Source organism: Desulfovibrio sp. 1214_IL3152 (assembly GCF_036763055.1).
GTDB lineage: Bacteria > Desulfobacterota > Desulfovibrionia > Desulfovibrionales > Desulfovibrionaceae > Desulfovibrio.
In genome coordinates this window covers 1-12831 of sequence record NZ_JBAIYW010000496.1, presented here as the reverse complement: position 1 = coordinate 12831, position 12831 = coordinate 1, and the positions used below count along the sequence as shown (strand labels likewise).

Here is a 12831-nt window from a genome sequence, read left to right as displayed (position 1 = left end):
CTAATCTTCCGTCTTTTTGATTTTATGCAGCTTGCGCCACCATTGCGTAAGGCGGGGTTCTTCGCCGTTGTCGCGTGGCTGATAAAAACGCCGCCCTTCCAGTTCTTGCGGCAGGTAGGTCTGCTGGATCCAGGATTCCGGATAGTTGTGAGGATATTTGTATTCTTTGCCGTACCCCCATTCTTTGTGCAACTGCGTGGAAGGATTACGCAGGTGTAGGGGAACCGGATGAGGACCGTTGAGTTTGATCTCGCGCTGTGCATTAAGATATGCCGCGTATGTGGCGTTGCTTTTACGTGCCAGTGCAAGATACGTCACTGTTTCCGCAAGCGGAATGAAGCCTTCGGGCATGCCCACAAATTCCACGGCCTGCTGACAGGCCACGGCCAGCTGCAAGGCGTTGGGGTCGGCCAGACCCACATCCTCGGAAGCGGAAAGAATAAGGCGGCGGCAGATAAAACGGGGGTCTTCAGCGCCTTCGAGAAGGCAAGCCAGATAGTAAAGAGCCGCGTCCACATCGCTGCCACGGATGGATTTGATAAGGGCCGAGGCAAGCTCATAATGGTTGTCGCCGTCTTTGTCGTGGCGAACCAGCACTTCGGGCAGGGCGGCCTTGATGTGCTCGATATCGCGCAAGTCGGCGGGCAGGGCGGCCACGTATTCCACCAGATTCAGCAGGGTACGCGCGTCCCCGTGGGCCACTCCCGCCAGAAGCTCGGCCAGGTCATCGGGCATTTCTGTCTGCAGATCCGCCGCGCCACGGCGCGCGAGTTCCACAAGTTCCGTGCGTCCCAGAGGACGCAGACGGAGCACATGCAGGCGTGAAAGAAGCTGCCGCGTCACACTGAAGGAAGGATTTTCCGTGGTGGTTGCCAGCAGGGTCAGTTCACCCGATTCCACCAGAGGCAGAAAAAAATCCTGCTGCGCCTTGGAAAAGCGGTGCAATTCGTCCAGCACAAGAATTTCAACGCCTGAAAGCGACCGCCGCAAATGTTGCAACCCCGCTTCGGGCGCGCTCAGCCGCAGAAAGGTCTTGCCAGTGGATTTGGCGAGCAAAAGAGCCAGCGTGGATTTTCCACACCCAGGGGGGCCAAAAAACAGCAGACTTGGCAAGCGTTTGGCCTGCATGAGGGAACGAAGGCGGCTGCCAAGATGGGTCTGCCCAAGAAAAAGAGCCAGATCATCCGGACGCATGCGCTCGGGCAGCGGCTTGCTCACACTCATGTCCCGGACTCCTCGCTGGAGCACATTTTTTCAGGCAGTTGCGAGGCCCACCAGTGCAGTCCCAGGCACAGGGTGGCCGCCGTTTCGCAGCGCAGCACACGGTTCCCCAAGCTTACGGCAATAAAGCCGGAATGCTTGAGCACGTCAAGCTCGCGCGATGAAAAGCCGCCTTCGGGGCCGATGACATACACGCTCAGGCCCGGTTGGCCTGCCAGGGCGGGAGTAAGCATGGGTACATTGTCCTGTGCCTCCCACGGTAAAATCCGGTGATCTGCCCCGGCGGCAAGAGCCGCCAGTTCATCAACGCCATTGGTGAGGCCGCGCATTTCCGGCAGCCAGGCATTGCCGCACTGTTTGGCCCCGGCCACAAGCTGCCCCTGGCATGCCTCTGTGGCGGCGGCTGAAAGCTTGCCCTGGCTGTGATCTCCCTGCCAGAGCCATATACCGTGCGCGCCCAGCTCCACGGCTTTTTCCATAAAGAATCCCCGGCGTACGGCCTTGCTGAAAGCAAGGGCAATGACCGCCCGCGCCGTGGGCAGCGGCAGATGTTCTTCATTGAGGCATTCAAGATGAACATTTTTCTTGCCGGTCTTGCGTACAATAAAGCGGCCTTTGCGGCCCCGGCCGTCCAGCAGGCCCACTTCATCTCCGGGACCAAGACGTAAAACCTGGCTCAGGTGGCGGGCTTCCTGATCTTCAAGACAAACTTCCTTTCCCCATTTTTCAGGAGCAAGGTAAAAAAAAGCTAAACTCATGCTATAATATTTTCCTTGCCCGTTCTCGCCTTGCGCACGGCCTTGAAGCCGTCTTGAAGGGAGACGAGGCGTCCGTAGTTCTTGCGAATTTCCAGTCCGGCAGGAGTAAGGCTGTCTTCCGGCTGCTCCAGATATTGACGCTGAAGGTAGCGGTCTCGCAAAATTTTTTCAACGCAGTCAATAACAGCATCAACCAGCGCCGGAAAAAAGTTGACAATCTCGAATTTCAGTTCGTTGAGCAGGGCCACCGTTTCGCTCATCATCTGGCGGTATGTGATGTGCACTCCCTTGCAGGTGCGGCCGCACAGGTCTTCAAGAATGCGCACACGCCTGGCTTGCTGGATATAGCTGAAGCGTGTGCAGACATCCTGATAAAGCTCGCGCAGCCCGTCAAATACCTCGTCATTGTCTGGTGAGTACAGGTAGTTGCACAGCACCTTGCTGACATTTGAAAAAAATTCGTCACTGTAGCTGATCATGCGGCGCTGATGCTTGGTGAGCCAGCTGTACAAAAATTTGAGGCGCTTTTCGTGGGTATCGGTATTTTCCACCACCTCGGTGCGCTTGTAGATGATGCGCCCGGTAAATTCGCCCCGCACAATGTCGTTAAGGCGCAAAAACATGTTTGAGGTGTCTTTGATAAGGTTCAGTCCCTTGAGCGGTTCGCCGGTAAGCGGGTGCAGAACCTCCTGGGCCACCACCGAAAGGGCGCGGTCCTGACGCACGTTGCTGGAATCAAAGCTGTGCTGGCGGTATCTTACACGCAAGATGACCACGCGCCGGGGCTTGTCGAGAAAAAAGCCGTCGCGGTCGATAATTTCAAGCGCTTCGTCATGGTCGGCGTCCACAGCCACCAGCGCAACCTTTTCCAGCAGGGGATAGCGCAAATTTTCCCCTGTGGCGGTATACGTGGTGATGGTTCTGTCTGTCTGGCCGAGAACGCGCAAAAGAAAATGTTCACCCATCTTGTGGAGCTTTCGGGAGAAGAGCGCGCTGGACGTGCGCCGCTCAGACACAATGGGAAAGCCGTAAAGCTCCATAAGGTACTGATAGACAAACATGCGGTTACGTTCGTAAATGTCGCTGTCGCCATAGACAAACTTGCCTATGCGGATGCCGAAGCGCTTGAGCTCGCTGTCAATGTCGGAAGGAAAAGAGGCAAAAATTCCCGCAAGGTGAAACAGGTTGTCCGCATCCCATGCAAGAACCTGCGCCCTGTCCATATTGAGCAGATAGGGCATGAGGGCCGGGTAGTTTTCAAGCAGCACCGTGTCCGTGGAGCGGAACTGGTGGCGAAACACTTCCTGATGCATGCGCGGCAGGCGGGAGGCAAGGGTTTGCAGGTTCTGCCCCATAACCTGGTTTTCCAGCGGGCAGCAGGCCCCTTCGCCTTCTGTTATGACGGGGTGCAGCTTGTCGAACTGAAATATTTCGGAAAAGTAATCAAGCTGGCGGGCAAAGGCCACCATGGCAAAGCCAGGCAGGTCTTTGTATTCGAACATGTCGTTGTCAAAAGAGGGCAAAAGCTCACGCCCTTCGACAACCGGGTAGTTTTTATTTTCCTGGTAGGGTTTTACCAGGCAAAAACGTATGTGTACGGCATCAAGAAAATGCTTGAGTGACGCAAGGTCGCTTATGGTCACTGGAGCGGACAGGCAGCTTGCGTCCTTCCAGGGGTAACCATTTTTGCTGAAGACCTCTTGCCATTTTATCATCCGCGCATCCCGATACCTGATTTTTTAATTTTTTATACTTATTTTAAAAATAATTCCAGTAGTCCCTACAGGTAAATAAGCATTTTTCGCCAGGGGGGCCACCTGCACCTGTTTCAGAATGGCCGAAACTGGCTTGTTTTTCCCTGTAAGCCATCCGCTCTCTGCCTTGAAACGCCGCAAAAGCAGTTGCCGGGGGCGGTACGCTTTGCTACAAGGAGTGTGCCTCTCAGATATTTATGCGGCCAGCCCGCTTCACCATAAAACCCGCATCATCATGACTGAAAACACGTTGGAAAAGCATATACTCAGTATCGTTTGCAGCGTTTTTGACGCATATTCCGTTGTACTTTTCCTGCCCGATGAAGAAGGCGATCTGCATCATTTGGCCGCCTCGTTCAGCCTGGGCGACAAAGTCGGCGGCAATGCCACCGTGCTGCCCGGCAAGGGGCTGGTTGGCTGGATTGTGCGCAATCGCCAGCCTCTGCTCGTGCCAAACTTTGATCAGCGCCAGAGCAATCTTGGCTATTACTCCGGTGGAGAAGAAGCGTCCATCAAGGCCTTCATGGGCTGCCCCGTGCCTACGGGGGGCGCCTTGTGCGTCGACAGCAAGCGGCAATACTCTTTTTCCGACAAGGATCACAAGATTCTTCAGATGTTCGCCGAGCTTGTGGCCCGCCAGCAGGGCAGCAGGGGCCGTCAGGACCTTGCCGGAGACATCCCGCGCTACTTTGTGGAGCTGGGGGTTATCCAGGATTTACGCTTCCGCTATAAACGCTGGCCGCAATTCTTGCAAAACTACCTGCGCATTATGGTGGAAGCCACCGGTTTTGACTACTGCGCCTTTGCCTCTGTCGATACGCCGGGCGAAACCTACTGCGTGGAAGCCGAGTCTGCACGACTGCTGCTTGACGGACAGGAAGAACCGCTGATCTTGCCTATGGGCAGCGGCATAACGGGTTGGGTTTTTCGCAATGACCAGCCTGTCATGGCCGAAGGTGTGGAAGGCGCGCCCTCGGCCGTACTTTTTGGCAAGCTGCCCGACATGCCGGATTTTCAGGCTGCCATCTGCATGCCGGTCATGATCAATAAGAGCACGCGCGGCGTTTTGTGCCTGGCGCATACGCAGCCACGGCAAATTGATGAGTCCATGCGCAGTTTTGTGCGCCAGGCTGTTGACCATCTGGCCCTGTTTCTTGAAAACCTGTACCTCAAGGTTCGCCTTCGCGGCATGCTGCCCAAGGCCAGAGTACACAGTAACGGCCCCCAGGCATACGACCCGGACAATGCCCCCATGCCGCCTGAAAAAGAATATTAGCCATGTTTTTGCGGCGTCTTTTCCGCTTTTTGTCCAAAGACATCGCCATGGACCTGGGTACGGCCAACACGCTGCTTTACACCAGGGCGCATGGCATTGTCGTCAACGAGCCCTCGGTAGTGGCTCTTGATGCGGGTACGGGTAAAGTTCTGGCTGTGGGCGCTGCCGCCAAGGAATATATCGGGCGCACGCCCCGGAGCATTCGCGCCGTTCGGCCCATGAAGGATGGCGTTATCGCGGATTTTGACGTTACCCGGGCCATGATTTCGTATTTTGTGCAAAAGGCTGTTAATGGTCTGCGCCTGGTCAGGCCGTCCATGACCATATGCATTCCCACCGGTATCACCCAGGTTGAAAAAAGAGCTGTCATCGACTCCGCCATGCTGGCCGGAGTTGTTGACATTTCCATGATCGAAGAGCCTATGGCTGCGGCCATAGGGGCTGACCTGCCCATCCATGAGCCTTTGGGCAACCTTGTGCTGGATATTGGCGGCGGCACAAGCGAGGTGGCTGTGATCACGCTGTCGGGCGTTGCCAACTCCCAGTCCGTGCGTGTGGCCGGCGACACCATGAATTTGGCGGTACAGCGCTTTATGCGCGATGCCTTTCGCATGGAAGTGGGTGACAATACCGCCGAAAATGTCAAAAAAATCATTGGCTCGGCCATGCCCATGCCCAATGCGCCCATTCTTGAAGTTTCAGGTAAGGATATGGTGCGCGGCTGCCCCCGCGTGGTTAAAGTGACCGAAGCCCATATCCGCGAAGCGTTGCGCGAGCCAGTACAGGCCATTCTGGAGGTTGTGCTGCGCGCCCTTGAAAAAACGCCTCCGGAACTGGCGGCGGATATTTACCGCAACGGCATGCTCATGGCCGGCGGCGGTTCCCTGCTCAAGGGCCTTGACCAGTATATCTCCCGTGAAACGCGCCTCAAGGTTTTTGTGGACAAAGACCCGCTTACCACAGTGCTGCGCGGCACGGCCAGGGCCATGCTTGACCGGGAGACCTACCGCTCCGTCTTTATCAATTAGAGCAGATTAACTTTGAGAATGGATATTCTCAAAGTTTACTTCGGCGCTTAACAGAGTAAACAAATTGCGCTTACTCACGCCGTCGCAGAGCAGTTTCAAAGTGAAAATGCTCCAAGGGCAGCCGCTGTATTTTCTTTTCATTGTGTTCTGCGCCGGAGCGTCCGGCAGACGGCTATGCCCTCATTCCATGCCCAAGGATTTGCCATGATTGATATTCACCCCATTCTCAAACGCTGTGTAGACATTGTGCTGCAAAGCGGCGAGATCGTGCGCGAGCATTGGTTTCAGCCGAGCAATGTTCGGCATAAAGGCAGTATTGATCTGGTAACCCAGACAGATCTGGCCGTTGAAAATTTTTTAAAGGAAAAACTCGCTGACCTTGTGCCGCAAGCGTGTTTTCTGGCAGAGGAAAGCAGTCAGGAAGATTCCGCCCCCAAGGATACCTGCTGGATTATCGACCCTGTGGACGGCACGACAAATCTCGTACACCGCATTCCCCAGGTCGGCACATCCGTGGCTTTATGGCATCAGGGGCGGGTTGAGCTTGGGATTGTGAACGTGCCGATGCTGCGCCGTTGCTACTGGGCGGCGCGCGGGCATGGCGCGTTTTGCAACGATTCCCGCATTGCTGTCAGTGGAGTAGACAGCCTGAGCGATGCCCTTGTGGGTACGGGCTTTCCCTATGACATTGCCACACGTTTGCCTGAAGTTATGGAGCGCCTTGCCCTGGTGTTGCCCATTGCCCAGGGGGTGCGCCGCATCGGCGCGGCATCCATTGATCTTGCCTACGTGGCTTGCGGCAAATTGGATATTTTTTACGAGGCCGGCCTTAAGCCCTGGGACTACGCCGCGGGCATGCTTCTGGTGGAAGAGGCGGGCGGCCGGGTGAGTGACCTTAACGGTGATCCGTTACAGTTTGGCGAACCTCTGCTTGCCAGCAATGGGCGGCTGCATGCCCTGGCCGTGGACTTGCTAAGCCCGACCAACTGACGAGTGTCTTGATCCGGCAGTTTTATGGATGACCGCGCAAGAACATGGTGGGGTGCGGGTTCATACCGAAAAAAAATACTGTCGTTGGATGGCGGCGCGCATGAGGGGGGAAAGCAGGTCTCCAAAATGCGTCCCCAGCCCCTTCAGCTCATCACGGTCCACCAACAGATGACGGTCCCGGTCGGCGGCCCTGACGGCAATGATGGCGCGCGGCAGCCTGGCCGTAAACAGGTTCAGGAATGTCGCGTCATTTTCAGGGCCTGGGGGAATAAGCCCAAGGGCAGAAACCTGTTTTCCCTCATGCCCCCAGTGGTTGAGCAGCAGCTCCCCAACGCGGCATTCGCACGACATGCCAGCCGGAACACGGCCATGCGACGAAAAGCACCAACCCTGACCGCTGCGAGTCAGCAGGGCGTGTCCATTTTTGTCGCGCACAAGCAAGGCCACAGCGCGGTGCGGCAGGCGCTGACGGAGAACATCCTCGTCAGGCATGATGCACAACGGCCTGTTTTCGCCGTCCACCACTTCAAGGTAGTGGTCAGAATTTTTTAGTCCGCTATAAGGGATTGTTTTCATGAGTATATCCACGGGGCCAGTATGGCGCATGCTGCGGCTTGAGGTACGGCATGCGGCTGAAATGGCCGTCATTGAGCGGGAATGTTTTACTCTGCCCTGGTCCGAAGAGCAATGCCGCGCCGCCTTCGGACAAAAAGCCTTTGCCGCCTTTGGTTTGAGCAACGGCAAAACGCTTGCGGGCTATATCTCCATCTACCACACAGAAGACGAGCTGGAAATACTCAATCTGGCGGTGCGCCCCTGCCTGAGGCGGCAGGGACACGGCTTGCGCATTTTACGTGTTGCCTTGCGTCTGGCGCGTAAAATGGATATGCATAAAGTCTTGCTTGAAGTACGGGATAGCAACACGCCAGCCATTAGCCTGTACGAACGCTGCGGCTTCAAACGTGTCGGCCTGCGACGCAAGTATTATGCCGATACGGGTGAAGACGCCCTTATTTACCAGTGCGAGCTGAATTCCTGTCAGCTTTAACGCCGCAAGGGGTATGTATGCACAAGATTATTGCTGCAAACTGGAAGATGTATAAAGACCGTACTCAGGCCGCCACAACCGCCGGCGAGCTTGCGGCCGCTTTACCCGAAGTTCTGCCTGCGGGACGCGAAGTGGTGGTTTTCCCGCCTTTTACCGCCATTGAAAGCGTGGTTCGTGCTTTTGCCGGTAAAGAAGCTCTGGCCGTGGGCGGGCAGAATTTTTATCCCGCGCCTGAAGGCGCTTTTACGGGCGAGATTTCTGTTGATATGCTGCGTGATGTTGGAGCGCAGTGGGTTCTTGTGGGGCATTCCGAACGCAGACATGTTTTTGGCGAGAGCGATGAGCTTGTGGCCCGCAAAGCGGTGTTTGCCCTTAGTCATGGCCTCAAAACCATGCTTTGCATCGGGGAAAAGCTTGAAGAGCGCGAGCAGGGCAGCCTGTATGCCGTGCTTGAACGGCAGCTGACCGCATTCTTTGAGGCCAGACCTCACGGAATGTCTGGTGAAAGCCTGCCGGGACGTTTGGCGATAGCCTATGAACCTGTGTGGGCCATAGGCACGGGCAAGGTGGCTGGCCCCGGTGAAGTGCGCGAGGCGCACGGTGTTACACGGACCCTGCTTGAAAGATTTGTGGGGGATTCCGGCAAAAAACTGCCTATTCTGTATGGCGGCAGCGTTAAGCCTGATAATGCCGGAGCGCTTATCGCCCTTGACAATGTGGATGGTCTTTTGGTAGGAGGAGCCTCTTTAGAGGCGCAAAGCTTCTTACAAATTATCGGGGCCTGATGCCCAACTTCTGGCGCGCCATCGGGCTGTGGCCGGACGGCGAGGAGGAATACGTGCAGACTCTTATTCTTACGCTGCATATCATTGTATGCGTGTTGCTTGTTATCCTTGTGCTCCTGCAGTCGGGCAAGGAGGGCATGGGCGTCATCTTCGGCGGAGGCAATACTTCTGTTTTCGGCAGCGGCGGCGCCGGCGGCATACTTGCCAAGCTGACTACGCTTATGGCCGTGATATTTGTCATCACTTCGCTGAGCTACACCTATGTGAGCAGCTCTCGCCCCAGCAGCGAATCCACCATTCTCAACGTGAAAATTGAAGATCCCGTTGCGCCGAAATCGGTTCCGGCTCCGGCACAGCAGGCTGAGCCGCTTCAGACAAGCCCGGCAGCGCCCGCTGAAAACCAGAGCGCTCCTGCCGAGGCTCCGGCAGCGCCTGCAGGGCAATAGACCCTCTCTCAATCGGATTGAAAAGCCGCGGTACGCCGCGGCTTTTTTTACAGGCAGTTTTTTGCAGGAGGTGGCATGTGACCGGTTCAGACTCGTTTGGAGAAAATCCTTTTCGTTCTCTTGCTGCCGAAAAATTTCCGGATAAAGACAAAAAACGCCAACCGGGAAAAAGCGTCAGCCAGGAAAGATCACGCCGCATCAGCCGCGCCAATCTGCATAAAGGTCGGACCACAGCAGGAAATGACGGCGCGGATGCCGAAGACTGTGAACTTTTTTTGCATGCTGTCGGTCAGGTCTGCGCACCGGAAAAGGGCCGTGGAAAAAGAAAGCCGAAAGATGTGGAACAGCCCGGCACCTTTTTGCTTGAAGAGCACTGTGCTTTGCCGGGTAAAAAGCTCACAGTCAAAAAAAATAAAAAAGAATCGCCCGCCTGCGCCGCAACACAGGAAAATCCTTCCCTGCAAAAAAAAGAAGCTCAGCCAGCCAGCGGGCCGGGGAGAGCTTTTATGAAAAACCATGCAGTCAAGCCTGGACATGCCTGTGCAGAACCGGGGGCTTGCAGAGATATGGCGTCTGAAAACACGGGCTCGGACCGGGATGCGGATGAAGACGCCGTCTTCATGCAGGCCATGGGGCAGGTGCAACCCCTTCAGGGCCGTGGCCGTGATATTGCCCCCGCTCCTGAGGCAGGCTCTCCACCGCCGCAAGGCCAGCTCGGCTTGCAGGACTTTATGGAAGGCAAGCTGGAATTTGCCCTGTCCTTTACTGACGAATACATTGAAGGACATGTGGTCGGGCTTGACCAGATGATAATGAACAAGCTGCGGGCAGGTTCTCTCAGCCCGGAAGGACACCTTGATCTGCACGGGCTTAACGCCGTACAGGCTTTTGAAGCCTTGCGCGGCTTTTTACGTGGCAGCTGGTATAAGGGACTGCGCACTGTGCTGGTTGTTCCGGGGCGCGGGCGCAACTCGCCTGACGGCATCGGCATCTTGCGCGAAAAGCTGCAAATCTGGCTGACCCAGGAACCGCTCAAAAGAGTAGTGCTGGCTTTCTGTACCGCACAGGCTCATGACGGCGGGCCGGGCAGCGTTTATGTGCTGTTGCGCAAATATCGCAAAAAAGGGCGTATTTACTGGGAGCGACTGCCAGCGGATTCCGACTTGTATTAGCATTTTCTGGCCGCGCTAGAGCAATTTCACTTTGAAATTGCTCTGGCGTCTGCGTGAGCAGACGTTCGCTACGGAGGCGTAAGCGCAGTTTATCTGCGCAATTAAACGCCGAAGTGAGCGTGCCTTAAACTTTGAGAATGTATATTCTCAAAGTTAATCTGCTCTAAATTGTCCGGTGCGATGCAGCCGTCGCGGCACATCAAACCACGTACGTCTAAAATATCTTTTTTTGTTTGCCCGCGGCACAGATTCTGTCCAGCAGCCTGTCGTAATAAGGATCATCCTGCTCAATACACATATGGCGCTGGTAGCGCATACGGGTGCGTACAACCATGAATTGCAGTTTCTGCATCTGCCGTACGCGTTCCTGCTCATCCTCGCATTGATAAAGCAGATCAACAAGGCGGTTCAACTCTTTGCGTTCCGCCAACTCCGGGGGCAAGTAGCCGGCATTGCGGAGAATTTTGTACGCCATGCGCAAGTCTTCCGGCACATGGCTTGTATCCTCAAGCTCAAGAGGACGCCCCTGACCCGGCAAATTGTCAAAGGCCCCACGTGATTGCGCTTCTTCAATGCGCCGTTCGGCAATGAACTGGAGGACGGACCACGGATTGCCGTCAGCCACGGCTGCCTTCTTCCCCGCGTCCCTTGTGGGGATTTTCGCTTTGTGCGGTATCGCTGCCCGGCTGTGCGCCCCAGAGTTTTTTCCATTCCATAAGAGTTTTAAGGGCATCAAGCGGGCTTAATTCTTCCGGTTCCAACTGGCGCAGCAACTCTACCACAGGATGCTCGGAGCGCGGAGGAGCCGCATGTAGAACAGGCATTTCTTCTTCGGGGCTGGCTTCAGGCAGGTCAAGGCCGGGCAGGCACACGGCGGAAACGACCGCTTTGCGCGCCATATCGCGCCCGCGCTCCAGGTTAGCCAGGATAGCTCTGGCACGTTGCACCACGGGAACGGGAACGCCAGCCAGCCTGGCCACCTCAACGCCGTAACTTCTGTCCGCCGGGCCGGGAACGAGCTTGTGCAGGAAAAGAATATCGCCGTTGTACTCGCTGATGGCGATGTTCATTGTAAAAACACCGTCAACACGACCTTCAAGGGCCGTAAGCTCGTGATAATGTGTGGCGAAAAGGGTGCGCAACTCTCCTTGGGCGCGGCGGGCCAGGTCTTCCACCATGGCCCACGCCAGAGCGACACCGTCATAGGTGCTGGTGCCGCGTCCGATTTCATCCAGGATAATGAGGCTGCGCTTTGTGGCCTGCCGCAGGATGCGCGCAGTCTCCATCATTTCCACCATAAAGGTGCTCTGACCCTGAGCCAGGTTGTCAGAAGCGCCCACACGGGAAAAAAGCCTGTCCACAAGGCCGAGACGGGCCGATGTGGCCGGAACCATTGAACCCATCTGCGCCAGCAGGCAGATGATGGCAACCTGACGCAATACGGTGGATTTGCCCGCCATGTTGGGGCCGGTAAGCAGGCACAGGCGGCGTTTTTCATCCAGCCTGAAATCGTTGGGAACAAAGTTGGCGCGGCCGATCATGGCTTCCACCACCGGATGACGGCCCTCACGGATGGTCAGATTGGCGTCGCTTTCCAGATATGGTCGGCACCAGTTGTTGAGGCGGCCCACCTGCGCAAGGCTCTGCCAGTAGTCCAGGTGCGCTATAAGCTGGGCCATGTGGGCAACACGTTCCCGCTGGTTTGACATATGCTGGCGCAGATCCTGAAACAGGCTGTATTCCAGTGCCTTGCGTTTGTCAGAAGCGGAAAGCAGTTCTTCCTCAAGATTTTTAAGGTCCTCGGTGGTAAAGCGTTCGGCATTGGCAAGGCTTTGGCGGCGAATGAAATGATAGGGCATTGTGCCGCTATGGGCCGCCCGTGATACTTCAAAATAATAGCCAAAAACACGGTTATAGCCTAGTTTCAGCTTGGGGATGCCCGTGCTTGCCTGCTCTTGGGCCAGCATGGCCTGCAGCTTCTGCTCACCGTGCTCGGCCAGATCCAGCAGCCTGTCCAGCTCGGCGTTATAACCGTTTTTGAAAAGTCCCCCGTCAGTAATGACCGGAGGCGGATTATCCACCAGGGCGCTTTGTAAAAGTTGTGTGCAATCCTCCATCGTATCCCAGGCCTTGAGAAGTTCGGCCAGGGCGCGGGGCTGCGTGGCGCGGTTTTCCTGCGAGGGGTTTTCTTGGGCGTCGCTTTCCTGGTCAGGCCGCAGCATGAGGGATGTTGTGGGGCCGGTAAGAGCGGCAAAAACCTGCGGCAGGGCAGCCAGACTGTTGCGCAGCGCGATAAAGTCGCGCGGGCTGCCCTGATTGAGGCTGATGCGCGTGGAAAGGCGCTCCATGTCGT

Annotated in this window: 13 protein-coding genes; 7 read left to right on the top strand and 6 right to left on the bottom strand. The window is 56.1% G+C overall.

All coding sequences use genetic code 11. The features are described from left to right. The 3 genes from V6C07_RS10595 to V6C07_RS10585 are packed head-to-tail and all read right to left on the bottom strand — an operon-like array spanning position 1 to position 3694. Positions 1–1224, bottom strand: a complete 1224-nt coding sequence (locus V6C07_RS10595; RefSeq protein ID WP_333536447.1) for a replication-associated recombination protein A — start codon at positions 1222–1224, stop codon at positions 1–3. Continuing rightward, positions 1221–1979, bottom strand: coding sequence for a 16S rRNA (uracil(1498)-N(3))-methyltransferase (locus V6C07_RS10590; protein ID WP_333536446.1), 759 nt, complete (start codon positions 1977–1979; stop codon positions 1221–1223). The genes V6C07_RS10595 and V6C07_RS10590 overlap by 4 nt, the downstream gene beginning before the upstream one ends. Continuing rightward, complete coding sequence (locus tag V6C07_RS10585; protein WP_333536445.1) at positions 1976–3694, bottom strand: hypothetical protein; 1719 nt, start codon at positions 3692–3694, stop codon at positions 1976–1978. The genes V6C07_RS10590 and V6C07_RS10585 overlap by 4 nt, the downstream gene beginning before the upstream one ends. Before the next feature lie 274 nt (positions 3695–3968). Between V6C07_RS10585 and V6C07_RS10580 the strand changes: the two genes are divergently transcribed. The 3 genes from V6C07_RS10580 to V6C07_RS10570 all read left to right on the top strand — a co-directional run bounded on the left by V6C07_RS10580 (position 3969) and on the right by V6C07_RS10570 (position 7027). Next, a complete protein-coding gene (locus V6C07_RS10580) occupies positions 3969–5009 on the top strand; it encodes a GAF domain-containing protein (protein WP_333536443.1) in 1041 nt (346 codons plus the stop codon). Positions 5010–5011: 2 nt separating this feature from the next. Continuing rightward, entirely contained in the window at positions 5012–6037 is a 1026-nt protein-coding gene (locus V6C07_RS10575; RefSeq protein ID WP_333536442.1) for a rod shape-determining protein, read from the top strand. 204 nt (positions 6038–6241) lie between these two features. Continuing rightward, positions 6242–7027: an inositol monophosphatase family protein gene (locus V6C07_RS10570; protein ID WP_333536441.1), complete on the top strand. Its 786-nt coding sequence runs from the start codon at positions 6242–6244 to the stop codon at positions 7025–7027. A 60-nt stretch (positions 7028–7087) separates the two neighbouring features. Here the strand turns inward: V6C07_RS10570 and V6C07_RS10565 are convergent, their stop codons facing one another. Continuing rightward, on the bottom strand, positions 7088–7603 hold the full coding sequence (locus V6C07_RS10565) for an NUDIX hydrolase (protein ID WP_333536440.1): 516 nt from the start codon (positions 7601–7603) through the stop codon (positions 7088–7090). On the opposite strand from V6C07_RS10565, the gene rimI reads away from it, so the two are divergent. From rimI to V6C07_RS10545, 4 genes are all read left to right on the top strand, one after another. Next, on the top strand, positions 7602–8075 hold the full coding sequence (gene rimI, locus V6C07_RS10560; protein ID WP_333536439.1) for a ribosomal protein S18-alanine N-acetyltransferase: 474 nt from the start codon (positions 7602–7604) through the stop codon (positions 8073–8075). The genes V6C07_RS10565 and rimI overlap by 2 nt on opposite strands. A gap of 17 nt (positions 8076–8092) precedes the next feature. Beyond that, complete coding sequence (tpiA, locus tag V6C07_RS10555; RefSeq protein ID WP_333536438.1) at positions 8093–8860, top strand: triose-phosphate isomerase; 768 nt, start codon at positions 8093–8095, stop codon at positions 8858–8860. A gap of 53 nt (positions 8861–8913) precedes the next feature. After that, positions 8914–9306: a preprotein translocase subunit SecG gene (gene secG, locus V6C07_RS10550; RefSeq protein WP_333536477.1), complete on the top strand. Its 393-nt coding sequence runs from the start codon at positions 8914–8916 to the stop codon at positions 9304–9306. 566 nt (positions 9307–9872) lie between these two features. Beyond that, positions 9873–10478 (top strand): Smr/MutS family protein, encoded by a 606-nt coding sequence (locus V6C07_RS10545; RefSeq protein WP_333536436.1) that lies wholly within the window; start codon positions 9873–9875, stop codon positions 10476–10478. Between the two features lie 214 nt (positions 10479–10692). On the opposite strand, the gene V6C07_RS10540 is transcribed toward V6C07_RS10545, so the two are convergent. Together V6C07_RS10540 and mutS are read right to left on the bottom strand one after the other, a co-directional pair. Beyond that, on the bottom strand, positions 10693–11103 hold the full coding sequence (locus V6C07_RS10540; RefSeq protein WP_333536434.1) for a DnaJ family domain-containing protein: 411 nt from the start codon (positions 11101–11103) through the stop codon (positions 10693–10695). After that, positions 11096–12831 (bottom strand): DNA mismatch repair protein MutS (mutS, locus tag V6C07_RS10535; RefSeq protein ID WP_333536432.1); only part of this gene is annotated, 1736 nt, incomplete at its 5' end. The genes V6C07_RS10540 and mutS, both read right to left, overlap by 8 nt.